This is a genomic window from Gordonia soli NBRC 108243 (genome assembly GCF_000334455.1).
GTDB lineage: Bacteria > Actinomycetota > Actinomycetes > Mycobacteriales > Mycobacteriaceae > Gordonia > Gordonia soli.
Genome location: NZ_BANX01000017.1, coordinates 40,791 through 63,197 on the forward strand (window position 1 = coordinate 40,791; position 22,407 = coordinate 63,197).

The following is a 22,407-nucleotide window of genomic DNA, read 5'->3' on the forward strand; positions in this document are numbered from 1 at the left end:
GACCTCCGCCCTCCCGCGCGTGAGGGCTCAGCGACCGATCAGCGCGTCGATCCGTTCAGCGACCTCGATGGCGGTACCCGGACGTTGGCCGGTGAGAGCGAGGCAGTTCGCCACCACGGCCCGTTCATCGGGGGCGAGGTTCTCCGAGAGTGCGGGCGGCGTCGACAGGGCCGCGCGGATCGCCAGCAGTGGTTGTGCATCCGGGATCTGCCCGTAGACGCCGGCACCCGTCAGCGCCCGATGGAGACAGGCCCCCAGCGACCAGATGTCGGTGGCGCGCGACGGTGCGTCTCCCGCGAGCAAGGCGGGATCCATGTACTGGACCGCTCCGGGCTGCGCGAAACTGGTGATCGGTTCGTCGGTCGCGAGCACTCGGGCCAGGCCGAGGTCGGAGATGCGACCGCCGCCGTCGGTGACCATCACGCTCGACGGAGTGATGTTGGCGTGCGCGATGCCGGCCTCGTGCAGCGCGTCGACACCACGTGCCGCGTCCGCCAGCGCGGCGAGCCGCTCGGTCCGACTCAGCGGTCGTGAGGGTTCACCGAGTGAGCCGAGCGGGAAGTACTCCATCGCATACATGAACTGGCCCTGCAGGACGGCGTCGTAGAGCGCCGCGAGGTAGGGCGATCGCACCGCCGCGAACGCCCGCAGCTCGCGCACCCCGCGTCGGTAGGCATCGTCGCTGCAGAGGCCGCCGAACACCTTCACCACCACGCGGTCGGTGGCAAGGCCGAGCCGAGGGGGTGGCGTCGCCACGTAGAACGTGCCGTTGCCACCCACTCCCAGTCGGCTGAGCACGGTGAAATCGGCGAGCTGCCGCGGGATCTCGACGGTGGCCATGTCAGTGTCCTTCAGGTCGCGAGGCGGTCGGTTGGTCGGGCGCACCCGGGTGCTGGTCGGAGGCCGGGGTGTCTGCCTGGCCGAAGCGCGCGGTGATCCGTGCCGAGACCGCGTCCTCACTGGTGAGGGTCGGGTCGACCACGCGCAACCGGGCCGTGCGCGGCGGCGTGGTGACATCAGCGGGGACCAGGGTGATCCCGTCACGCGCCGCATCCGCGCCGCGCGAGATGTCCACCACGTCGACCTCCACACCTCGGCCGATCACCGGGCCGAGGTCGGCGAGCACGCGGCGTCGTGGGATCGCGGTGACGACGGTCAAGCGTCTGGACCCGTTGAGCGCCAGGCCTGCTGCGAGCACCAGCGCGGTACGACCGTCCCGACTGTCGGTGGACACACAGACGATCGCCGTGTCCGCCGTGGTGGCACGTCCGGCTGCACCCGGCAGTCGTGACTCGTCGACCACCAGCACAGGCGCCACCGTGGTCGCCGCGGCGAAGTTCGCCGACTCCTCCGCGACGATGACCACGTCGGCCGCCACGTTGGCCGCGATCTCGGCGAGATCGGCGGCCGGGTCGGAGGTGAACCGGCAGATCACCGACACCGACTGGTCGGGGAATGCCTTGGCCCCCAGCGCAGTGAGCTTCTCCACCGCCGAGGCCATGGCGGCCAGATCGGGGACGACGGGTGCGCCGAGCTCCAACGGCTTGCCGCGATCGTCGTCGGAGACGATGACCCCGGCCAGGACCACGTCGGCACCTGCGGTCGCCGCGAATCGTCGACGATGCCGGGTGACGATCTCGTCGAGCGTTCCGTCGAGATCATCGATGACGACGAGCGACCGCCGAGAGGGCCCGCCGGCCAGGGCCAGTCGCTCGGCTGCCGCGATGTCCTCGGACACCACCGATTGCGGATAGATCAGCCGCAGCAGCGGTTCGGCCATGATCGTGGTGACCAGGGCCATGATGACCATCATCGCGAAGAGGTCGTCGCTGAGCACGCCGAGTTCTCTACCGGCCGTGAGGATCACGAGCTCGGTGAGTCCACGGGTGTTCATCAGCACCGATATCGCGGCGCTCTGCCGCTGCGGTATGCCACTGACGCGCGCTCCGAAGTACGCGCCGACGAACTTGCCGCTCATGGCGACGATCAACACCAGGATGAGCTGCCACCAGCCGGTTCCGCCGATCCCGGCGATGTCGACTGTCAGCCCGGTCACCACGAAGAACATCGGCAGCAGGAGCAGCACGCTGACCTGCTCGAGGCGTTCGAAGATGTCTCGCGTCAGGGCGCCCGCGCCCACCCTCGGCATCACCGCACCGAAGACGAAGGCGCCGAAGATCTGATGGATGCCGATGACGTCGGTGGCGGCAGATGACAGGAACAGACCGACCAGGATCACCGCCAGGATGTCCGGCGTCAGACGACCCGCCGCATCGCGCCACGCGACCAGCTTGCGCAGCAAGGGACGGACGACGAGGAACATCACCGCGGCGTAGACGAGGGTGAGGCCCACGATCCGCGCGATCGCAAGCGGGCTGCCGCCGGTGATGATCGCGATGACGAGGGCGAGCAGGGTCCAGGCCACGATGTCGTCGATGGCGGCGGCCGCGAGACTGAAGACCCCGGGCACGGTCCGCTGCATCCCCCGGTCGGTGAGGATGCGGGCCAGGATCGGGAAGGCGGTGATCGACATCGCGATCCCCAGGAACAGCGAGAGTCCGAGCTTCGAGATCTGCTCGCCCCCCACCACGTCGTGAGACGGATAGATGAGCACGCCGAGCCCCGCCCCCAGGACGAACGGCAGCACGATCGACGCGATCGAGATGCTGCCGGCCGCCCGCTCGCGGCCGCGGGTGATCCGCAGGTCCAGTTCGAGACCGACGATGAACATGAAGAGCACGAGACCGATCTGGGCGAGCGCACCCAGCAGCGGGCGCACATCGGTCGGGAACAGCCACTCGTCGGGCGCGCCGGGCAGCAGACCGAACAGGCTGGGCCCCAGCGCGATACCGATCGCCATCTCGCCGATCACCGGTGGTTGCCGGAACGCTCTCGCGATCCGACCACCGATCCGCGCCGCCGCGATGATGACGGCGACGTCCAGCAGCAGGAAGGCGACCGTGTGCTTCTCCATTGCTGTCCTCGCTGTCAGATCCGCGCGTGCGGCGATTCGAAGATGAAGTGCCGCCCGCCGACCCGCACATGCGAACCGGGCACCAGCAGGTGCGGTCGATGCGCGAGGATGCGGATCTCGCGGTTGCCGCTCTGCGGCTCGATGACGAAGGTGCCGTTGGCCGAGCCGAGGTCGACGAGCTGCACCGACCATTCGACCAACCGGATCTCGGCATGCCGGCGCGAGAGCTGGCCTGTTTCGTCAGGGACCTGAACGGGTTTCGGCGTACCGGTTCGGCGACCACCGACCGCACCCGGTTCCCGACCGATCACCAGGTCCTCGTCGAGAAGGTGGGTGGACCCGTTGTCGAGCAGCAGCCACCCCAACGGTGGCCGCTCACCCTCGACCAGGATGCCGGTCAGCTGGTCCATCCGGATTCCGCAGACCGCACACAGCCAGGCCCGTGGATGGTTGAGATGCCCTCGTGAACAGCGGATTCCGCGGACGTGGGCCCGTGACTCGACGATCCGGACCACTTCGGTAGCAGGCTTCTTGTGTTCGAGCTTGGGCAGCGGTTGCCGGGTCGGGAGATCATCGTCTCCGTCGCTGAGAGATTCGGACCGGAAGGCCGGGGCGGCTTCGGGTGGAGACGGGACCGGTTGCGGTCCACCCGGCCGGGCGGGGTTCGGCACCGGGCCGGGGCGCTGGTCGGGGGTGGACGGGAACGGCCGCAACGGTGTCGGTGGCACCGGCCCGCGGGCGGAGGACGGGGGCGCGAACGGCGCCGAGGGCGTCACGCTGGGATTGTTCGGACCGGCCGGTGGCGCATCGGGTCCGACCTCGGACGACGACGCGGGAGCAGACGGTGGAGCCTGTCGCAGGTCGGCGGGTTGGTCGGCGAGCGCGGGTGCCTCGTCGTCGACACCACCGGCCGCGTGCCGTCCGGAGTCCGTCGGCGCCGGTTGCGCGACGTCGTCCGCACCGTGAATCCGGGTACCTCGCAACCCGAGTGGCGTGTGCAGCAGAGCTCCGGCCGCCGGGACCACCCCCTCCACGAGATCGAAACGCTCGTCACCGGGTTCGGCGGGTTCGGCGTCGGCCAGGTAGATCCCGAGTCCCTCGAACGGCCACGGGATGGCCTGGTCGAAGGGATGGTCGGGTGACACCGGCTCCAGTCGACGACCGTCGGTCTCGCCGACGACCCCGCCGGCCAGGTAGACCGCGACCCCGACGCTGTCGGGGGCAACGAAACCGACATCGGTGACGGTGTCGGCAGTGGCCAGCAACTGGGCGAGTGCGCGGACGAGGTGACGACCGCGACGTGGCATCCGATCCGGCACGGAGACGCTCTCCTCGAGCGCGAGGACGTCGTCGACGAGGTCGTATCCGGTGGTGCCGAGAACCGCGAGGAAGGCCGACGTGCGGATGACGATCCCCGCGCCGGGGACGAGGGTCACCCGGGGTGATGTGTCGACGACGTCGTCAGGCGCGCTCACGCAAACCTCCCCCCGTCGAATCGCCAGTGCGGGAACACTGCTCGCAGCGGACCGTTCTGGATCGCCCAGACCAGCAACCAGGTGGTGACGAACTGCACCGAGAAACCGAGGGGCGAGAGTTCGACGCCGTCGGGCAGCAGCGGCACGGCCGACACCACGATCCACGCGAGGATGCCCTCGTTGATGCCCGTCACCAGCCCGAACAGTGTGGGCCAGTCCTTCTCCCACCGGAACTGCTGCAGCAGGTGGTACAGCAGCTCCCACACCAGGCCGAGCACGATGACCGTGGCAAGGACCGTGAAGGCGACGCGATAGGTGGTCCCCAGGGGCGCACCGTCGGGCAGCAGCGGGCCGATCAGGATCGTCCACACGCCGCCGACGATGCCGAGCACGAGGACGCGGCTCTGCAGCCGACCCCAGAGCGTCGGGACCATGTCAGTCCACCCCCCGCCGGTTCATCCATCGCCACCACTGGGCGACCGAACGCGCAGGGGTGAGCTTGCGGCCGAAGCCTTGTGCGGCGAGATCGTCGACGATCTCCAGCCCGGCGATCTGCAGTCCGAGGAAGGTGTCGACTCCGGGGAAGTACCCGCCCAGCGTCGCGCTGCCGGATGCGTAGAGCCGGCCGGCCCCGTTGCGCGTGCCGATGAGTTCGAAGGTCCGGTCGACATCCATCCGGCCGACGGGATTGATGCCCGCCCCGGTGTGGTCGAGCAGGTCGGCGAGCAGTCGATGTTCTCGGACGTCGGCTTCCAGTCCGGTGCAATCGATCACGTAGTCGGCGTACAGTTCGATGGTCCCGTCGGGCCGGTGCGGCTGGTCCATCGGCGCGTGCGGGTCGACGCGGACCGTCGCCACGACCCCTGCACCGTTGGGCGCGGGGACCAGGCTCTCCGCGGTACCGACCGCGACCCGGTACCACCCTTGGGTCCGACCGCGTTCCAGCTGGCGCTGCCAGTTCGCCCGGATCGGCGTGTTGGTACTGCTGATCTCCTGGTAGGCGGCTGCGCGCTCATGACCTTCGAGCTTGCGCATCCGCGCCTTGAGCTGACCGCCCCACGCCGACTTCGGATAGTTGAATCCCTGGTAGGTCCATCCGTGCGACGCCTTGCGACGCTTGAAGATCGACGGGCCGTACGGTTTGTCGGCATAGGTGCGGAAGAGGTGGACGATCTGCGTCTGCAGTCCGAAGCGATCGCGATCGTCGATGAGCCGCTGCAGGATTCGGGAGGCGACGATCCCGGCGCCGCGGATCATCACGGTGCCCGGGCGACGCTGCAGCGCCTGATAGACGTGCTCGTGGGACTCGTAGGCGTTGACGACCTTGCTGGCGTCGCGGTACGTCTCGCGAAACGCCTGGAGGTCCGGGAGCAATCGGATTCCCGGGTAGCCGATCGCCACGTGGACCCAGCGGCTGCGATACGCGATCCGCTTGGTCGGGGCTGCGCCCTGCGGTGGGGTCAGGATGGTGAAGTAGTCGCCGCCGACCCGACGCCGGATCATCCGCACCTGCCCTTGACGCAGACTGCGCGCATAACCGATGCGATCGCACTCGCGCGCCATCGACTCGAAGGCTTGTCCGGCCTTGGGCGTGTAGTAGTTCGCGAAGATCGGCTCGACGAGGACGTTCCAGAGCGGCGCGAAGGTGCGGTCGGCCCACGCCTCGCGCACGGCGTAGGAGGGGAACCCCCAGATGTTGTCGGGGGTCGACGCCGAGTCCGAACGCAGGCGCTCACCTCGGGGGATCTGCGACACCCGCGTGAGGTACTCGTAGCTGTGCCAGGGCACGTCCTGCGGGCCGAGAACGGCTATCGCCTCGGCGGGCACGCCGCAGATCCGCAGGTAGTCGACCGTGATGAAGGAACCGATCCCGCTACCGACGGTGACGAACGGCACGTCGACGATCGGGATGCCCGCGGCCTCGACCATCGCGTCCGTCCAGAAGTCCGAATCGATCAGCTCTGGTGTGAGGTCACCGCCGCCCACCGCGCGCCGGACCCCGGGATGACCCGGCGCGGGCGCCGCTTGATGACCCGGCGCGGGCGCCGCCTGATGACCCGGCGCGGGCATCGCGCGACCCGGGACCGGATGTCGAGGGCCACCCGGAGCAGGCGGGTACGGCGGGGCGGTCAAGTACTCCTCCAGGTGGCAGGCGCGCGAGAGTCGCGCCAACCTTAACCCGCGGCCGGAGTCGGGGCGCCCGCGAATCGTGTGTTCGGGGGACGCCCCGTCCGGTCAGCGGTACCGGCCCTGATACCGCTGACGGAACCGCTCCACGCGGCCCGCGGTGTCGAGCAGTCGGGTCGCACCGGTCCAGAAGGGGTGCGATTCGCTGGTGACGTCGACGACCACGAGCGGGTAGGTCTGCCCGTCGGTCCATTCGATGGTCCGGTCGGAGGTGATGGTCGAACGGGTGAGGAACTGTCCGCCGGTGGAGGCGTCCTGGAAGACGACGGGGTGGTAGTCGGGATGGATGCCGGGTTTCATGCTCGTTCTCCTCGGTTGTCGGCGGCGGTGGTGTCGGCCGGGATCTGGTCGGGTCGGTCGACGTCGTCACAGGGATCGGCGTGGAACTGCCCGAACGGGTCGTCGTAGGCGAGCCAGAGGGCCTGTCCCTGCGCCAGTTCGGCGTCGGTCAAGCAGGCCGCGCGCAGCGTCTCCTGGATGTCGGACGCGTCGGCGCGATGCGCGAGCACGACCAGGGCGCTGTGCCGGTCGCCGTGCTCACCCCAGCGCAGCGCAGCCATCGCGAGTCGCTCCGACGACTGCCCGGCACGCTCGTCCTCGGTCATCGCCGCCAACCACGCGCCGCCATGGGCGACACGGAGGCCGCCGCCCGCCGACTCCAGCCAGAGCGCCTCGTCGGGTTGCGATGCGAGCCAGAGTCGTCCGCGGGCCGCGACCACGCCGTCGAGCAGGACGTCGATGGCCGAGTGCAGTCGGTCGGGGTGGAACGGCCGGTCGGAGTGGAACTCGACCAGCGAGACCCCGCAGTCGGTGTCCAGTGGCGGTTGCCCACGGAGCAACGGGCCATGCGGATCGTCGAGGCGCCCGCGCCGGGCCTCCGGTCCGATCCCGCCGAGCATCTGGGCGACCAGGAGTGCGGTGACCGGCCGTTGCGGGAGTTCCATGATCACCGGGGCACCGGGCGCGAGTCGGGCGAGCACCGCGACCAACCTGGCCGATTCCCAGCTGTCTCGGACCATCGGATCGCAGCCGGCCACGACGAGCGCATCGGCGAACGCGACCTGGCCGACGGCCACCTGCGCGAGCGTCCGATCGTCGTCCGGATCACCGAGCCCGGCCTCGCCGACGCTCAGGTCTCCGGTCGCGGCCTCGAGCCACTGATCCTCCGCCACACAGGCGATGGTCGCGTGCACCCGGACGTCGAGGCCCGCGGGACCGTCGACGAAGCCCGGCATCTCGGCGACGACGACCTCGTCGATGGCCCAGGACAGCGCCTCGGGCTCGATCATCGGATCGAGTTGCACCACGATCGTCTCGACCGTGCTGCGTCGATGCAGCCGGCGCAGGGTGGGCAACAGATCTTCCCGGATGGTGCAGGACACGCAGCCGTGGACGAGGTCGACCTCGGTGACCGAGACCGTCTCCTCCCCTTCGAGATCGACCGAGCGCAGCGTGCGGATGACGCGGCCGCTCGCGACGTCGCGGAGGTCGTGGTGGACGAGCGTGGTGCCCGCGACGACGGTCGCCGTCGCGGTGCGCTCGACGGCATCCTGGTCCAGCCCGGTCACCAACACGACCGGGGTGCGGGCGATCTCTCCGACGTCGTCGGCTGCGTCGGTCAGCGGTCGATCACCCACGGGACTCCCTCCACCCCGACCCTCGTCGGGGCAACGTGACATAGTTCGATGCTTATCGGTAACGATTTCCATTTGGACTGACGCGACGCTACCGTAGCCACACGGCTTGATGCCAATCATTGTCAACAAGGACGGTCGCGAGACCACAGAGGAGGTCGGCATGTCCAGACGCTGTCAGGTCACCGGCGCCACGCCGGGATTCGGTAAGCAGGTGTCCCATTCGCATCGACGGACCAACCGTCGGTGGGATCCGAACATCCAGCGTCGGCGCTACTTCGTCCCCAGTGAGAACCGCTACGTCACGCTGCGCCTCTCCGCGAAGGGGATCAAGACCATCGACCGCCGCGGCATCGATGCGGTGATCGCGGAGATCCGTGCCCGAGGGGAGAAGATCTGATGGCTCGCAACGAGATCCGGCCGATCATCAAACTGCGGTCGACCGCGGGCACCGGTTACACCTACGTCACGCGCAAGAACCGCCGCAACGACCCCGACCGGATGGTGCTCCGCAAGTACGACCCGGTCGTCCGACGCCACGTCGACTTCCGAGAGGACCGCTGATGGCCAAGACATCGAAGATCAACCGCGACCTGCATCGCCGCGAGGTGGTCGCCCGCTACGCCGAGCGTCGGGCAGCACTGAAGCGCACCATCGCCGATCAGTCGGCGAGCCCGGAGCAGCGTGCCGAGGCCCAACGCGCCCTCCAGCGTCTGCCGCGGGATGCGAGCCCGACGCGACTGCGCAACCGCGACGTCGTCGACGGTCGGCCGCGCGGCTACCTCCGGAAGGCGGGGATCTCCCGCGTCCGGTTCCGCGAGATGGCCCATCGCGGCGAGCTGCCCGGCATCCGCAAGTCCAGCTGGTGACCGACCTGCCCTCCAGGTGACAGCAGCCGTCCACGAACAGGAGTACCCCATGAGTCCCAAGCCTCGTCGGCGCCAGGCGGAGACCACCGCCAAGCCGAAGCGCAATCTGCTGAAGGTCAACGGTGTCGCGGTCAGCGGCAGCAACCCCGTCGACTACAAGGACGTCGCGCTGCTGCGCCAGTTCCTGTCCGACCGCGGCAAGATCCGCAGTCGACGGGTGACCGGCTTGTCGCCGCAGGAGCAGCGCCAGGTTGCGACCGCCATCCGCAATGCCCGGGAGATGGCTCTCCTGCCGTTCGATTCGAGGCGGTAGGTCGGGTTCGGGCCCGGCGCGGGTTCCGGCCCGGGGCGCGAGAACACCTCTCTGACGAAAATCTGCCGCCGAGCGGTGAGTCACGTGCGATATCCACGCGGCGCCCCGCTCGGCGGCAGATTGTGGTCATCTCAGGTGCGTTCGCCCGAAAAACACCCGAGCCCGGCTAAAACCACCCACCAATTAAGCGCCTCAACCGCATTGGCATCCGCGAACATCTCTCGGGCAGAAATCGGCCCGACCCGGGCACATTTCGGAGCAAGACCACCCCGGCGCACACCGAAACCACCCGCTCCCCCCGGATTTCTGACATCTCAGCGAGCCGCACCGTGCACATTCCCGACCCGAGCCCGCTCAGCCGTCAATAATCCGACCCACCGCCAGCGCCACTCAGCCGTCAGTAATCCGACCCACGAACCCGACCTAAATCTGCCGCCCAGCCGACCATCACGTGCACTATCCACGCGACACCCCGCTCCACAGCAGATTGTGATCATCGATTCGGCGAGCGGACGACCACGTAGCCCGGCGGAGCCCCTACTCCCCTGCCCGCATCTCCAGACTGATCTCCTCGGCGTCGAGCTGCGCCAGTTCCCGACTCAGCGTCGCCGACGTATAGGTGCCCTGGTCGCGCAGGGCGAGCAGGTGCTCGCGCTGCGCCGCGATGATCGCTCGACGTGCCCGCTCGAAGGTCTTGCGGTCCGCGATCCCGAGACCGCCGCCCTCGCCGCCGGAGTCCTCCTCGTCGTCCGGGGTGCGGGTCAGCTGCGGCATCCGACGCTTCAGCCAGGGGTAGTCGTCGACGATCCCCGACTCGATCAGCACCTGTTGCGCACTCGCGACCAACTCCGCGTGCAGACGGTTGCGCTCGTCGGCGGCATCGTCGGACGCCCCGGTGATGCCCAGCCGGCGGATGAGCCAGCCCAGCGTGCCGCCTTGCAGGATCAGCGAACTCGCCGCCACCACGAAGGCCGTCAGCACCAACAGCGAACGGGACGGGGTGTCGGCGGGCAGGGTCTGCGCGGCCGCGACGGTCACGACGCCACGCATACCGCCCCAGACGACGACGGACGCCTCCTTGGGCCCCAGGGGCGCTGCACGGTAGTAGTCGATGTCGGCGATCCGCCGACGGATCCGCGAGACGTAATGCCGTGCATCATCGGCATTCTCGATGCTCGGACGGCGCAGTTCCCGACGTCGCCCGGGCCGGCCGCGTAAGCGGAGTCGGCGGGGCGGTCGGCTCGGTGGCGGCCGCCGGTCACGCGCCGGCACGCCGACACCCGGGACCGACTCCGGCCGCACCGAGCTCCCCGACTCCGGCGACGACCTCGAATCCGATTCCGCACCTTCGGTATCGCCGTCCGTCTCCGTCTCCGGGTCCGCCGACTCCTGCGCACGCTTCTGGGCGGTCCGGACGATCTTCGAATCCATCCGTTCCAGATAGGGCCGGATGGCCGACCCGCGTTGCGCCACCTTGTCCAGCCACCAGATCAGTGGCACCACATATGCGGCACGCACCACCATGGTCACCCCGAGCGCGGCGAGGCCTATCCACAGCGCGGTCTCGACCCCGCCGTGATCGTCGTGGACGTCGACCACCAGCCCGAACAGTTCGAGCCCCATCAGCAGGAACACACCGCCCTCGGCGATGAACTCGACCGTGCGCCAGTTCTGGGTGTCGGAGACGCGATGCTGCGCGGTCAGGTACCTGACCGATCCGGCGCCCGTGACCAGACCCGCGGTGACCGCGGCCACCAGTCCCGAAGCCCCGATGTGCTCGGTGGGCAGGTAGGCCAGGTAGGGCACGGTGAACGAGATGACCGTGTTGACCGTCGCGTCGGTGACCCGGGCGCGGACCCGGAGATTGAGCCATCCGATCGCGCCGCCGATGACCACGGCTGCGACCACCGCATAGACGAAGTTGAGGGCCACCCCGCCGAAGGAGATGCTGGCCGCAGTCGCGGCCACCGCGGCGCGCAGCAGCACCAGGGCCGTGGCGTCGTTGAGCATGCTCTCGCCCTCGAGCACTGCGGTCACACGCGCGGGGACACCGAGACGTTTACCGATGGAGGTCGCGACGGCATCCGTCGGGCTGACGATGGCACCGAGCGCGATACCGGTCGCCAACGAGACGTCGGGCAGCACCCAGTGCAGGAAGAACCCGACGATGACGGCGCTCACCAGCACGAGCAGCACCGACAGCGCGCTGATCGCACCGAAATCACGACGGAAGTCCATGGTCGGCATCGATACCGCGGCCGAGTACAGCAAGGGAGGCAGCACCCCGACCAGAATCCACTCCGGATCGACCTCGATGGCCGGCACAAAGGGCATCACGCCGACGATCACCCCCGCGACGACCAGGATCAACGGCGCTGCGACGCGGATCTTGCGGCCGAGCACGTGTGCAGCCGCGATCCCGAGGACCGCGACGACGACCAGCAGGATCTCCTCCATGCGTCTACATCTACCTGCTGCTGCTGAACGCCGCCGACCCGGCTCTCGGGGATAGCCCCGCAAAAGGCCAGTTCAAGGTAACCAACGCGCGAAGCGCCATCACGGGATGTGACATTGGATGTTGACAGATGATGCGCCGCGCGAATACGTTCGGAGCAACGGTCGAACGACCATCATCAGCCCGCGCCGAGCAGGGGAGCCCCCCGATGACAAACGCCCTCAGGTACGTCCCGGAGCACGACAAGTCCTCCGACGCCGACGACTACCACCAGGTTCTCGACGACCTCTCTGCCGCGTCCGTCCACCGAAACTTCGATCCCTACATCGACATCGACTGGGACGCCGAGCACATGGCCGTCCGCACGGACGATCCGCGCTGGAAGCTGTCGACGGACGTCGACCCCATCGGCCGCCACCCCTGGTACCAGCAGTTGCCCGAGGAGAAGCAGATCCGGATCGGGATGTGGCGTCAGGCCAACGTCGCGAAGGTCGGTCTGCAGTTCGAGTCGATCCTGATCCGCGGGCTGATGCAGTACAGCTTTGCACTTCCCAACGGAGCGAAAGAGTTCCGCTACACCACGCACGAGGCCAAGGAAGAGTGCAACCACACTCTGATGTTCCAGGAGTTCGTCAACCGCAGCGGGATGGACGTGCCCGGTGCGAAGCTGGGCTACCGCCTGGTGTCTCCGCTGGTCCCGCTGGTCTCCACCCTGTTCCCGAACGTCTTCTTCTTCGGAGTCCTCGGCGGCGAGGAGCCGATCGACCACATCCAGAAGGACTTCCTGCGCACGCGTTCGACCCTGCACCCGACCATGGCCGCGGTGATGCAGCTGCACGTGGCCGAAGAGGCGCGGCACATCTCGTTCGCCCACCACACGCTTCGCGAGAACATCCCCAAGAAGGGATGGTTCCAGCGATTCGTCCTGTCGTTGGTCTTCCCAATCGCGATGCGGCTGCTGTGCGGTGCCATCATGGTGCCGCCGAAGAGCTTCCAGCGTGAGTTCGACATCCCCGACTCGGTCATGAAGGACATTTTCTGGCGCTCGGACGAGTCGAAGCGATTCCTGCGCAACGTCTTCGGCGACGTACGGATGCTCGGCGAGCAGTGCGGGCTGATGAACCCGGTGTCGCGCGCACTGTGGAAGTTGCTCGGCATCGGCGGTCGTCCGTCGCGGTTCCGCAGCGAACCGACCTACACGGCAGCCTGATCCGCGGATGCCCCACGTCGTCACCCAGGCGTGTTGCGGCGACGCTTCGTGCGTCTACGCGTGCCCGGTCAATTGCATCCACCCGACGCCCGAGGAACCTGACTTCGGCATCGCGGAGATGCTCTACATCGATCCGTCGACCTGCGTCGACTGCGGCGCGTGCGTCAGCGCGTGTCCGGTCGGCGCCATCGTCCCCGGACATCGACTCACGCCCGAGCAGACTCGCTACGCGGAGATCAATGCGGCCGCATACGGCGAGAACGTCGCGGACGCAGCGCGTTTCCCGGTCGATCCAGCCCGTCGACTCCCGCTGGCGCCTATCGACAAGCCACGGCGCCTCGAGACCGCTGCGCCGGTGTCGGTGGGGATCGTCGGCTCCGGACCGTCGGCGATGTACGCGGCCGACGAGCTGCTGCGGCAACCACAGGTGCGGGTGACGATCTACGAGCGTCTCTCCAGGCCCTTCGGCCTGGCCCGCTACGGCGTGGCGCCGGACCACCGTTCCACTCGTCGGATCATGGAACTGTTCGACGAGATGGCACGAAATCCTCGCCTGGACATCCTGCTCGACACCCAGGTCGGCCGAGACCTCACACTCGACGATGTGCGTGCCCGGCACAATGCGGTCCTCTGGGCCGGTGGCGCCCCCACCGACCGACGGCTCGCCATCCCCGGCGCCGACCTCGCCGGCGTACGCAGCGCGACCTCATTCGTGGGCTGGTACAACGGGCACCCCGACTTCGCGGACATCGACGTCGACCTCGACACCGAGACCGCGGTGGTCATCGGCAACGGCAACGTCGCCCTGGACGTCGCTCGCATCCTGACCGCCGACCGCGACGCGCTGGCCACGACCTCGATCGCACCGAAGGCGCTGGATGCGTTGCGCCGCTCACCGATCGAGGAGGTCGTGGTCCTCGGGCGACGTGGTCCCGCACATGCCGCCTTCACGCTTCCCGAGCTCGTGGGTCTCGTCGACAGCGGCGCCTCCGTCGTCGTCGACCCGGCCGATCTCGAAACGGCCGGTCCCGCTCCGACCGACGATCCGACGGTCGCCGCGAAGGTCGGGTTGCTGGCCGAGGTCGCACGCCGCGATCCGCCCGCCGGCCGACGTATCCGACTGTCCTTCTTCTCGGCGCCCGCCGCGGTCGAGTCGGACGCCTCCGGCGCAGCCGCCGGTGTGCGCATCGACCGCACCGAGCCCGCACCCGATGGCATCTCCGTGCTCCCGACCGGCATCTCCGAGACGATTCCCGCCGGTCTGGTGCTCACATCGATCGGCTATCGCGGCGTGGCGGTGCCGGGGCTGCCGTTCGACGAGTCGCGCGGGATCATCCCGAACGACGGCGGACGCATCGTCGTCGACGGAGAGCCGACCCCCGGCCTGTACGTCACAGGATGGATCAAACGCGGACCGACCGGTTTCATCGGCACCAACAAGACCGACTCCGGCGAGACCGTCGCCGCACTGCTGGACGATCTCGACGCCGGGCTGCTCGGCGACACCGCCGCATCGGGCGGCCGGGTCCGGCGGCTCGCGTCACGCTTCCGCTGACACGTACGGACTGAGGCCACCGACCGCTGAGGCCACCGACCGAGATCGGCCGCGATGGGTACTCGCGCGTCCGGTTCAAGGGTCGTCGGGGTGCAGGGGGCTAGATTGTCTGCCATGGCGCCCGCGTACAGACGGTCCACTCGTTCGGTCGACCTGGCCGAACTACCGCCGGACATGCGACTTGCCCTGACCGAGCACGCCGAGACCCAGCACCTCCGACTGGCCGACGATCTACCGGCGTGGCTGACCCGGAGCGAGAACCCGCCCTCGACCAATCGGATCGGACGCTTGCTGGGGCGGCGCGCGAATTCGGCGGATCCCGACTCGGAGCATCAGACGCTGGTGCTGCTGCACCCGACTCAGCTGATCGTGGTCACGTCGGGAGCCGAACGCGGGGTGACCGCTCTCTCTGTCCCGTTGGCCCAGGCGACGGTCGCGCCCGGCAGTGCACTGACCGTGGGTGGCGTCGCGACGCCAGACGACGGGTACAGCTTCAGCGTCACCGGGTTCGCGGGGCACGAGGGCCGACCGGGCAGCTTCTATCTCGGGATGGGCGCCGACGAGGCAGGGCTCGAGTGCCGGACCCGGGTGCGTGACGCGATCACCGCGGCACGCAATCCCTGACCCTGTTCTGCCGCATCCGTAACCACCGTGCCCGGAGCGAGAGCGGGCGCCGGTCGTGGAACGCCGGCGTCGCCGAGCGAGGACCGGAGCGAGAGCGGGCGCCGGCGCCGGCGCCCAGAAACACAGTCGTTCGTCTGAGTCGCCCGACCAGAAGAATTCATGCTGGCCAACATCCTCCACGACCGGCAATGACCGGCGCCGCAACCGAATTGAAACATCACAGATCGGTTCCCACCCGCGTCGAAGTCATACGGATCCGAGCGGTCGGCGTTATATTTGACCCGCCGGTGGGGGGTGAGCACGTTGAACACCATGTTCTCGAGGTTCGATTTCATCGACGCGGCGCGGGCCGCGGCCGATCAGTTCGTCACACTCGTCGATGCCGTCGACGATCCAGATCTCGCGCTGTCGGCGACACCGGGCTGGACGATCACCGACTGCCTCGGACACGTCGCCTCCACGCCGAGCCGGTATCACGAGCTCATCGACGGACGCGGTACGTACGCCGCGACCGCCCTCGACCTCCCGGATTTCAACGCGAAGCAGATCGCAAACCTGACCACCCGTGATCGCCGGACGTTGTGCACTCGCCTGCTCACCGACCTCGATGAGCTCCTCGACACCGTCGCCCACCTGGGTGCCTGCGTACCGAAATTCACCTTCGACGGCGGGTCTCACGTCCGCGCCGACGTAGCGCTGGGCATGTTGATCGGCGAGTTCCTCGTGCACGGTCACGACATCGCGCGTGAGGTTGGAGCCCGGTGGGACATCGATCCGCAGTACGCCGCACTCGTGGTGCGTGGACGCAACAACGTCCTGCTCGGCTGGTCGGATGCCGACGCCTGCGTCGGGTACACGGCGACGTACGACATCCGTCTGCGGGGAGTCGACGAGCGGTTCGTCTACGAGTTCACCGACGGCGAGCTCGAGATCGATCCGGCCGATCCGCGTCCCGCGGATGTCCATCTGAGCCTCGACCCCGTGGCCGCGCTGCTCGCCGGATACGGACGCGTGTCGGCGGCACGCACCGCATTGAGCGGCCGGGCGATCGCGTGGGGGACACGCCCCTGGTTGGCACTGACGTTGCCGAGACGATTTCGTCCGGCCTGAGTTCTCGCCGCCGTTCGGATCAGGTCGACTCGCTGACCATCACGGCGACGGTACCCGGCTCCAGCGCGTCGAAGACATGTTCCACGTCGCCCGGATATGACGCGTAGTCCCCTGGTCCGAGTTCGACGGTCGCATCGGTGGGGCCGAGTCGGGCCCGCCCGGCACTGATCACGACGTATTCGACGACGCCCCGCTTGTGGGGTTCGGAGATGCGCGGCTTCCCCGGGTCGGCCCGGAGGATGTAGATGTCGCGACGCGCTCCCGGCGGCGCCGTCGACAACAGGGTCGCCGAGTAGTCGGCGTCGGCGGCCTGGATCACCGGACCTTCACCGAACCGCACCACCTCTACACGGCTGGGCGGGGCGTCGAGTAGCGCCGAGAACGTGAGACCGAGTGCGGTACTCAGCGCCCAGAGGGTCTCGATGCTGGGGTTGCCGTCACCTGATTCGAGCTGGGAGAGTGTCGACTTCCCGACTCCTGCGCGGCGCGCCAGCTCGCCTATCGACAGGCCGGCCCGGGTGCGCTCTCGCCGCAACGCCGTGGCCACCAGCTGCTGCGGGGTCACTTCCCCTGGCGTAGTGTTCGACACACCGGACGATTGTTCATCTTGACGAACGGGTCCCATAGTGTTCATCATAGTACGCATGCGTTCGGTATGGAGAACACTCGACCGGCAGACGATCCGCTCGATCGTCCTGCTCTCCGTGTCGGTGCTGGTGATCGGGGCATCGTATGGCGTGGCGGCCCACGGCGCCGGACTGATCTGGTGGCAGATCCTCCTTCTGGCCACCGTGGTCCTCGCCGGCTCGTCGGAGTTCGTGTTCGTCGGCGTCCTCGCGGCAGGCGGCGCGCCGATCCTCGGCGCCATCGCCGGCCTTCTTGTCAACACACGCAACCTCGGCTACGGCCTGGCCATCGGACCGTTGCTCGAACGCGGACCGGCGCTGCTCTTCGGCTCGCATTTCATCAATGACGAGACGGCGGTCGTGACCACCGGCGTCGACGACCGGCGCGTCGCACGGGCCGCCTTCTTCCTGTGCGGGGTCGGAATCCTGGTGTGCTGGCCGGTCGGCGCCGTCGCGGGCAGCCTGATCGGGAACGCCGTCTCCGACCCCGCGGTGCTCGGTCTCGATGCAGCGTTCCCAGCGCTGTTGGGCGCCCTGGCCCTACCTGCACTGCGCGATGGATCCACATGGACCGCCGCGGCGATCGGCGGTGCAGCCGCACTCGCCGCCACCCCGTTCCTCCCCGCAGGCCTGCCGATCCTGTTGGCGCTCATCGGAGTCCCCCTCGTCGAGGTCGCGCGGCGCGCACGTCGTCGACGCTCGGGAGCCGGACCGGAATGTTCTGCGGAACCATCCGACACCGCCGGCGCAGACGAGTTCGCGGCGGCCACATCCGCTGCGCGAGGTCGATGATGGCAAGCCTGCTGCTGGGCATCGGGGTACTCGCCGTCGGCACCTACGCGATCCGCGTCGCCGGACCGGCGATGCGTAGTCGGGTCACCGTCGGACCGCGGACGCAACGACTGCTCGACCGAGCGGCCATCGTCCTGCTGGTCGCGGTCGCGCTGACCGGCGCGCTCTACGTCGGACACGACTTCGCCGGCTGGGCTCGTCCCATCGGGGTCGGGGCCGGACTGCTCGCCGCCGTGCTCAAGGCGCCGATCGTCGTCGTGGTCGTCCTCGCGGCGGCTGTCACCGCGGGCCTACGCGCCGCCGGGGTGGCCTGAGGTACGGGCCAGCCGACCCGAAAGACCCCGGTCAGCTGGTCTCGACGTCACCCGAGAACGGGAAGGGCGTCGGACCGGGGTTGCAGCCACGGAACGACGATGTAGGCATCGGACCCATCACGCCGACCATGTCGGCGGCACCGGTCCGGACGGTGATCTGCACCGCGAGGGCGCCACGCGCACCCGCAGGGAGGATGTCGGGCGTACTACCGGTGATCGGGTAGACCAGCGACGCGGTGTTGCCCTTGGTGTAGATGCACGTCACCGGCCCCTTCACCTGGATGGGCAGCGACGATCCACCGAGCTTGACGGTCGCGACGTAGGTACCGCTGGTGACACCGGCCGCGGTTCGGGTGCCGACCGCGTCGATGCCGAGAACCGACACGTTGGGCGCGATCTGCAGGTCTCCGTCGATCGACAGCGACGCGGGTTCCGCGGCGCCTGCAGGGCTGGTCAGCGCAACGGTGGCGCCGATGGTTCCTGCGACGATCGCGGCGGTTCGTAGGATCTTTCGGTTTGTCATCGTTCCTCCTGGTGGAGTTGTGACCCCGACCACAGGATTCTAAACCCGATCGACGACCGCACGACGCTTCGTCGGCGAAATCGGGCTGTTCACCGGAAAAGTCGCGTTCGCTCGATCCGAGCTGTGCTGCATCACCTCGGCGGAACAACCACTCGCACGATCGGCACTGCCTATCGCCGGGTCCACCGACCTCTGTGACCGCTGTGATGAGAGCCGGCGCCGGCGGCACGACCGGCGCAGATCCCAACGGCCGACAAAGGAATCAGATGTCAGTGATCGAGTTGTGTGGCGTCACCAAGACGTTCGCCGACACGAACGCCCTCTCGGCGATCGACCTCACCGTCCACGACGGCGAGTTCCTGGTGCTGCTGGGCCCGAGCGGATGTGGCAAGTCGACACTGCTGCGCATCCTTGCCGGCCTCGAGGTCCCGACGACGGGATCGGTGCGTATCGACGGCACCGATGTCACGACGACACCGCCGCGCGAACGTGACATCGCGATGGTGTTCCAGAGTTATGCGCTGTATCCGCACCTGTCCGTTGCCAAGAACATCGGATTCCCGCTCCGCACCGCAGGCCTCCCCCGAAAGACCGTCGCCGACACCGTTGCCCACGTCGCCGAGCTCCTCGACCTCACCCCCCTGCTGCGCCGCCGACCGGGCCAGTTGTCGGGCGGTCAGCGTCAACGCGTCGCCTTGGCGCGGGCGATGGTCCGCGAACCCGGAACATTCCTGATGGACGAACCGCTGTCGAATCTCGATGCGCGTCTGCGCGCGGTCACGCGTACCGAGCTGATCGCGCTGCACGCCCGTCTCCACAAGACCTTTCTCTACGTTACCCACGACCAGGTCGAGGCCATGACGATGGCCGATCGGATCGCTCTGCTCGACAAGGGCCGCATCGAACAGGTCGGCACCCCGACCGAGTTGTACGACGCTCCGCGCACGGTGTTCGTCGCGGGATTCCTCGGTTCACCCCCGATGAACCTCGTGGATGTCCGATTGCGCTGTGTCGACGGCGAACTGCGGGCCGACCTCGTCGATCAGACCCTGTCGCTGGGCATCTCCACCACCACCGACGACCTCGATCGCACTCGGGTGACCCTCGGCATCCGTCCCGAACGGCTCGCCATCGCACGACGAGAACACACCGCCCAGGACCGGAACCGAACACTCGGCGAACGGCCGACGGCCGCCGACAGCCCGCGCGCCGCGGCGACGATCACGGCGACGGTGGGCCTGATCGAGAACCTCGGCGCCGACATCCTCGCCCACTGCCGCGTCGGCGAGGTCTCGTTGTGCGCGCGACTGCCTCGGGTCGGCTCCGGTCACGACCTGCGTCCGGGGACCCCCATCGTCCTGGTCGCCGAGCACGACGATCTCCACTTCTTCGATGCCGAGACCGGTCGCCGACTGCACTGGGTCGGCCAGACCGATCGGGCTGGAACCGACCCCAGCAGCCGATCATCCTCCGACACCAGCGAACTCACCCGAGTAGGAGCACCGCAGTGACCATCCGCCCCCGACTCCTGATACCCCTCGCCCTCCTGATGGCGACGCTCACCGGTTGCCTCTCCACGACGTCGTCCGAGCAGAGTTCGGTCGCCGCACCCGAACTGTCTGCCGACCAGAAGGTCTCGATCGTCTTCGAGAGCTACAACTACGGCCTGGCAGGCCCGTGGACCGACACCTTCGACGCGTTGCTGGCCGCTTTCCGGTCCCGCCACCCGAACATCTCGGTCACCGCCCAGAAGCCGGTGGGAAACAGCCCGAATCCCGCGACCGACACCGTGTCCAGCATCCGCAACCAGATCACCGCAGGGAGCCCACCCGACGTGGCTCAACTCGGCTTCTCCGACCTGGACTTCACCGTGAACGCACTCGGCGCGCGACCACTGGACACACTCGTCGGAAAGGACACCGTGCAGGCCAATTTCGGCGGCGAGCATCCGTTCGCACCGACCGCGCGGACACTCGGCGACTGGAACGGCCAGACATACGGCATCCCGTTCGTCTTCTCGACACCGGTCCTGTATTACAACGCCGACCTCTTCCGAGCTGCCGGACTCGACCCCGATACGCCGCCGACCACCTGGGCGGAGGCGACGCGGGCTGCCGAGACGATCCGCGCACGCACCGGCAAAGGGGGTGCGTACCTCGACTGCATGACCGAGAGCGCCAAGGACTGGTGTTTCCAGAGTCTGGTGCGTTCCAACGGTGGTCGGGTCATCTCCGAGGATCGCCGATCCCTGACCTTTGCCGAGCCGCCGGCGATCGCGGCGGTCCAGATGGCCCGTCGGATGGTCGATGCAGGTGCCACGCCACGCCTCACACAGAAGCAGGGCTACGAGGCGTTCGCACGCGGCGACATCGGGATGATCCTCGAGACGAGCGCCATTCAGGGGACGTTCGAGAAGGGCGCCACAGGTGGCGGCTGGGACCTCCGGTCGACGCGGATGCCGACCTTCGGTACCACCCCGACGGTCCCGACCAACTCGGGGGCATCCCTCTTCGTCTTCGCCTCCGATCCGCAGAAGCAGCGTGCCGCCTGGGAACTCATCCGCTTCCTGACCAGTGCCGAGGCGTACATCAGGATCTCCACGGGGATCGGCTATCTGCCGCTGCGCACCGGACTGGTCGGCGATCCGGCCGGCCTGCAACGGTGGGCCTCCGAGAACCCGCTCATCCGACCGAATCTCGAGCAGCTCGCACGGATGGAGCCGTGGGTCTCGATGCCCGGCAACGACTATCTGCGCATCCGGGACGGCATGATGGCGGCCGTCGAGGCGGCGGTCTACCAGGGTGCCGATCCGGCATCGACACTCCGTGCCGCACAGCAGCGTGCCACCGACCTCCTGCCCGCGTCGTGACCGGATCGCCACAGGGGCCGGCGCACACGGTCATCCAACTCACCGACACCCACCTCAGCGGAGGCGGACAGTTCGTCCGCGAGTCGGCGGACACCACCGGCAACCTGCGACTCACCCTCGACCACCTGGAGGCTTCCGGTCGATCGGTGGACGCGATCATCGTCTCGGGTGACCTCGCCGACGCCGGGGAGCTGGATGCGTACCGCCGCTTGCGATCGATGATCGAGCCGACCGCGCAGAGGATGGGCGCACGTCTGTGTTACGCGATGGGAAACCACGACGACCGCGCATCGTTCCGGATCGGACTCGGCGTGGGCCGCAACGGGTCAACCGATCTCGCGGCCCCCTACGATCGCGTCGATCAGGTCGGCGATCTCCGGATCGTCACACTGGACAGCACCGTTCCCGGCCGACACGACGGCGCGGTGGACGAGGCGCGTCTGGCATGGCTTCACGGCGTCCTGCGTGAGGAGTCACCGGGCGGCAGCCTGCTCGTCCTGCACCACCCGCCGGTGCGATCCCCGGTCACGACCGTCGACCACCTCCGTCTGAACCGGCCAGAGGCGCTGACGTCGGCGATCCGCGGCTCCGACATCCGGATGATCCTGTGCGGCCACGCGCATCACACCGGCGCGTCGGCGCTCGCCGGCATCCCGGTCTGGATCGGTCCGCCGGTGTCCTACCGCACCGACGCCCTGCCGCCGGCCGGGCGGCATCGGGCCGGTGTCGGCTTCGGCTTCAGCCGCATCGACCTGTTCGGCGAGTCCGCCGTGGCCACCGCGGTCGACGTCGTGGGGGTCGACGACCTCTACAGCGAGCCGGAGGCCGTGGTGTTGGAGCGGCTGCGCGCGTTGACGTCCGAAGGGGTGTGAGCCGT

Annotated in this window: 23 protein-coding genes; 13 read left to right on the forward strand and 10 right to left on the reverse strand. The window is 68.5% G+C overall.

Annotated features, from left to right (window positions below; genetic code table 11):
* Window positions 1–27: 27 nt before the first annotated feature.
* The 7 genes from GS4_RS12325 to mrf form a co-directional block, all read right to left on the reverse strand.
* Window positions 28–840, reverse strand: coding sequence for a protein kinase domain-containing protein (locus GS4_RS12325; protein WP_007620972.1), 813 nt, complete (start codon window positions 838–840; stop codon window positions 28–30).
* A 1-nt stretch (window position 841) separates the two neighbouring features.
* Window positions 842–2,974, reverse strand: a complete 2,133-nt coding sequence (locus GS4_RS12330) for a cation:proton antiporter (RefSeq protein WP_007620974.1) — start codon at window positions 2,972–2,974, stop codon at window positions 842–844.
* A gap of 14 nt (window positions 2,975–2,988) precedes the next feature.
* On the reverse strand, window positions 2,989–4,449 hold the full coding sequence (locus GS4_RS12335) for an FHA domain-containing protein (RefSeq protein WP_007620975.1): 1,461 nt from the start codon (window positions 4,447–4,449) through the stop codon (window positions 2,989–2,991).
* Window positions 4,446–4,883 (reverse strand): hypothetical protein, encoded by a 438-nt coding sequence (locus tag GS4_RS12340; protein ID WP_007620977.1) that lies wholly within the window; start codon window positions 4,881–4,883, stop codon window positions 4,446–4,448. The genes GS4_RS12335 and GS4_RS12340 overlap by 4 nt, the downstream gene beginning before the upstream one ends.
* A 1-nt stretch (window position 4,884) precedes the next feature.
* On the reverse strand, window positions 4,885–6,519 hold the full coding sequence (locus GS4_RS12345; protein ID WP_040510378.1) for an FAD/NAD(P)-binding protein: 1,635 nt from the start codon (window positions 6,517–6,519) through the stop codon (window positions 4,885–4,887).
* 165 nt (window positions 6,520–6,684) lie between these two features.
* On the reverse strand, window positions 6,685–6,936 hold the full coding sequence (locus GS4_RS12350) for a type B 50S ribosomal protein L31 (protein ID WP_007620980.1): 252 nt from the start codon (window positions 6,934–6,936) through the stop codon (window positions 6,685–6,687).
* Window positions 6,933–8,273, reverse strand: coding sequence for a ribosome hibernation factor-recruiting GTPase MRF (mrf, locus tag GS4_RS12355; protein ID WP_007620982.1), 1,341 nt, complete (start codon window positions 8,271–8,273; stop codon window positions 6,933–6,935). The genes GS4_RS12350 and mrf overlap by 4 nt, the downstream gene beginning before the upstream one ends.
* A gap of 160 nt (window positions 8,274–8,433) precedes the next feature.
* Here mrf and rpmB point away from each other — a divergent pair, with 160 nt between their 5' ends.
* Genes rpmB through rpsR form a run of 4 tightly spaced genes read left to right on the forward strand, consistent with a single transcriptional unit; the run spans window position 8,434 to window position 9,452 of the window.
* Window positions 8,434–8,670: a 50S ribosomal protein L28 gene (gene rpmB, locus GS4_RS12360; protein WP_040510409.1), complete on the forward strand. Its 237-nt coding sequence runs from the start codon at window positions 8,434–8,436 to the stop codon at window positions 8,668–8,670.
* Window positions 8,670–8,834 carry a 50S ribosomal protein L33 gene (gene rpmG / locus GS4_RS12365; protein ID WP_007620989.1) on the forward strand — a complete coding sequence of 55 codons (165 nt, stop codon included), beginning with the start codon at window positions 8,670–8,672 and terminating at the stop codon, window positions 8,832–8,834. The genes rpmB and rpmG overlap by 1 nt, the downstream gene beginning before the upstream one ends.
* Window positions 8,834–9,139, forward strand: coding sequence for a 30S ribosomal protein S14 (gene rpsN / locus GS4_RS12370; RefSeq protein ID WP_007620991.1), 306 nt, complete (start codon window positions 8,834–8,836; stop codon window positions 9,137–9,139). The genes rpmG and rpsN overlap by 1 nt, the downstream gene beginning before the upstream one ends.
* Before the next feature lie 49 nt (window positions 9,140–9,188).
* Window positions 9,189–9,452: a 30S ribosomal protein S18 gene (gene rpsR, locus GS4_RS12375; RefSeq protein ID WP_007620995.1), complete on the forward strand. Its 264-nt coding sequence runs from the start codon at window positions 9,189–9,191 to the stop codon at window positions 9,450–9,452.
* Between the two features lie 537 nt (window positions 9,453–9,989).
* Here the strand turns inward: rpsR and GS4_RS12380 are convergent.
* Window positions 9,990–11,909 (reverse strand): cation:proton antiporter, encoded by a 1,920-nt coding sequence (locus GS4_RS12380; RefSeq protein WP_007620996.1) that lies wholly within the window; start codon window positions 11,907–11,909, stop codon window positions 9,990–9,992.
* Between the two features lie 206 nt (window positions 11,910–12,115).
* Here GS4_RS12380 and GS4_RS12385 point away from each other — a divergent pair, with 206 nt between their 5' ends.
* The 4 genes from GS4_RS12385 to GS4_RS12400 all read left to right on the forward strand — a co-directional run bounded on the left by GS4_RS12385 (window position 12,116) and on the right by GS4_RS12400 (window position 16,406).
* Entirely contained in the window at window positions 12,116–13,117 is a 1,002-nt protein-coding gene (locus tag GS4_RS12385; RefSeq protein ID WP_007620998.1) for an AurF N-oxygenase family protein, read from the forward strand.
* Window positions 13,118–13,124: 7 nt separating this feature from the next.
* The gene (locus GS4_RS12390; RefSeq protein ID WP_007621000.1) at window positions 13,125–14,672 is read left to right on the forward strand and encodes a 4Fe-4S binding protein; all 1,548 of its coding nucleotides are present in this window, start codon (window positions 13,125–13,127) and stop codon (window positions 14,670–14,672) included.
* Window positions 14,673–14,786: 114 nt separating this feature from the next.
* Window positions 14,787–15,296 (forward strand): hypothetical protein, encoded by a 510-nt coding sequence (locus GS4_RS12395; RefSeq protein ID WP_007621004.1) that lies wholly within the window; start codon window positions 14,787–14,789, stop codon window positions 15,294–15,296.
* Between the two features lie 312 nt (window positions 15,297–15,608).
* Window positions 15,609–16,406: a maleylpyruvate isomerase family mycothiol-dependent enzyme gene (locus GS4_RS12400; RefSeq protein ID WP_007621006.1), complete on the forward strand. Its 798-nt coding sequence runs from the start codon at window positions 15,609–15,611 to the stop codon at window positions 16,404–16,406.
* A 19-nt stretch (window positions 16,407–16,425) separates the two neighbouring features.
* Here GS4_RS12400 and GS4_RS12405 read toward each other — a convergent pair whose 3' ends face one another.
* Window positions 16,426–17,031, reverse strand: a complete 606-nt coding sequence (locus tag GS4_RS12405) for a helix-turn-helix domain-containing protein (protein WP_040510380.1) — start codon at window positions 17,029–17,031, stop codon at window positions 16,426–16,428.
* 19 nt (window positions 17,032–17,050) lie between these two features.
* On the opposite strand from GS4_RS12405, the gene GS4_RS12410 reads away from it, so the two are divergent.
* Together GS4_RS12410 and GS4_RS12415 are read left to right on the forward strand one after the other, a co-directional pair.
* Window positions 17,051–17,824 (forward strand): AzlC family ABC transporter permease, encoded by a 774-nt coding sequence (locus GS4_RS12410; RefSeq protein WP_007621009.1) that lies wholly within the window; start codon window positions 17,051–17,053, stop codon window positions 17,822–17,824.
* Window positions 17,821–18,138, forward strand: a complete 318-nt coding sequence (locus tag GS4_RS12415) for an AzlD domain-containing protein (RefSeq protein ID WP_040510381.1) — start codon at window positions 17,821–17,823, stop codon at window positions 18,136–18,138. The genes GS4_RS12410 and GS4_RS12415 overlap by 4 nt, the downstream gene beginning before the upstream one ends.
* Window positions 18,139–18,169: 31 nt before the next feature.
* Here the strand turns inward: GS4_RS12415 and GS4_RS12420 are convergent, their stop codons facing one another.
* Window positions 18,170–18,661, reverse strand: coding sequence for a hypothetical protein (locus tag GS4_RS12420; RefSeq protein WP_007621011.1), 492 nt, complete (start codon window positions 18,659–18,661; stop codon window positions 18,170–18,172).
* Between the two features lie 266 nt (window positions 18,662–18,927).
* Between GS4_RS12420 and GS4_RS12425 the strand changes: the two genes are divergently transcribed.
* From GS4_RS12425 to GS4_RS12435, 3 genes are read left to right on the forward strand one after another with little or no spacing between them, the layout of a single operon-like run.
* On the forward strand, window positions 18,928–20,172 hold the full coding sequence (locus tag GS4_RS12425) for an ABC transporter ATP-binding protein (protein ID WP_007621012.1): 1,245 nt from the start codon (window positions 18,928–18,930) through the stop codon (window positions 20,170–20,172).
* Window positions 20,173–20,210: 38 nt separating this feature from the next.
* On the forward strand, window positions 20,211–21,530 hold the full coding sequence (locus GS4_RS12430) for an ABC transporter substrate-binding protein (protein WP_051989717.1): 1,320 nt from the start codon (window positions 20,211–20,213) through the stop codon (window positions 21,528–21,530).
* Window positions 21,527–22,402: a metallophosphoesterase gene (locus GS4_RS12435; protein ID WP_007621014.1), complete on the forward strand. Its 876-nt coding sequence runs from the start codon at window positions 21,527–21,529 to the stop codon at window positions 22,400–22,402. Before GS4_RS12430 ends, GS4_RS12435 begins: the two co-directional genes overlap by 4 nt.
* The last annotated feature ends 5 nt before the right edge of the window (window positions 22,403–22,407 follow it).

Bases quoted from the DNA above. Each gene is read 5' to 3' on its own strand.
- GS4_RS12325 (WP_007620972.1), bottom strand. From the start codon at position 840: ATGGCCACCGTCGAGATCCCGCGGCAGCTCGCCGATTTCACCGTGCTC.
- GS4_RS12330 (WP_007620974.1), bottom strand. From the start codon at position 2,974: ATGGAGAAGCACACGGTCGCCTTCCTGCTGCTGGACGTCGCCGTCATC.
- GS4_RS12340 (WP_007620977.1), bottom strand. From the start codon at position 4,883: ATGGTCCCGACGCTCTGGGGTCGGCTGCAGAGCCGCGTCCTCGTGCTC.
- GS4_RS12345 (WP_040510378.1), bottom strand. From the start codon at position 6,519: ATGCCCGCGCCGGGTCATCAGGCGGCGCCCGCGCCGGGTCATCAAGCG.
- GS4_RS12350 (WP_007620980.1), bottom strand. From the start codon at position 6,936: ATGAAACCCGGCATCCATCCCGACTACCACCCCGTCGTCTTCCAGGAC.
- rpmB (WP_040510409.1), top strand. From the start codon at position 8,434: ATGTCCAGACGCTGTCAGGTCACCGGCGCCACGCCGGGATTCGGTAAG.
- rpmG (WP_007620989.1), top strand. From the start codon at position 8,670: ATGGCTCGCAACGAGATCCGGCCGATCATCAAACTGCGGTCGACCGCG.
- rpsN (WP_007620991.1), top strand. From the start codon at position 8,834: ATGGCCAAGACATCGAAGATCAACCGCGACCTGCATCGCCGCGAGGTG.
- rpsR (WP_007620995.1), top strand. From the start codon at position 9,189: ATGAGTCCCAAGCCTCGTCGGCGCCAGGCGGAGACCACCGCCAAGCCG.
- GS4_RS12380 (WP_007620996.1), bottom strand. From the start codon at position 11,909: ATGGAGGAGATCCTGCTGGTCGTCGTCGCGGTCCTCGGGATCGCGGCT.
- GS4_RS12385 (WP_007620998.1), top strand. From the start codon at position 12,116: ATGACAAACGCCCTCAGGTACGTCCCGGAGCACGACAAGTCCTCCGAC.
- GS4_RS12390 (WP_007621000.1), top strand. From the start codon at position 13,125: ATGCCCCACGTCGTCACCCAGGCGTGTTGCGGCGACGCTTCGTGCGTC.
- GS4_RS12395 (WP_007621004.1), top strand. From the start codon at position 14,787: ATGGCGCCCGCGTACAGACGGTCCACTCGTTCGGTCGACCTGGCCGAA.
- GS4_RS12400 (WP_007621006.1), top strand. From the start codon at position 15,609: ATGTTCTCGAGGTTCGATTTCATCGACGCGGCGCGGGCCGCGGCCGAT.
- GS4_RS12405 (WP_040510380.1), bottom strand. From the start codon at position 17,031: ATGGGACCCGTTCGTCAAGATGAACAATCGTCCGGTGTGTCGAACACT.
- GS4_RS12410 (WP_007621009.1), top strand. From the start codon at position 17,051: ATGCGTTCGGTATGGAGAACACTCGACCGGCAGACGATCCGCTCGATC.
- GS4_RS12415 (WP_040510381.1), top strand. From the start codon at position 17,821: ATGATGGCAAGCCTGCTGCTGGGCATCGGGGTACTCGCCGTCGGCACC.
- GS4_RS12420 (WP_007621011.1), bottom strand. From the start codon at position 18,661: ATGACAAACCGAAAGATCCTACGAACCGCCGCGATCGTCGCAGGAACC.
- GS4_RS12425 (WP_007621012.1), top strand. From the start codon at position 18,928: ATGTCAGTGATCGAGTTGTGTGGCGTCACCAAGACGTTCGCCGACACG.
- GS4_RS12430 (WP_051989717.1), top strand. From the start codon at position 20,211: ATGGCGACGCTCACCGGTTGCCTCTCCACGACGTCGTCCGAGCAGAGT.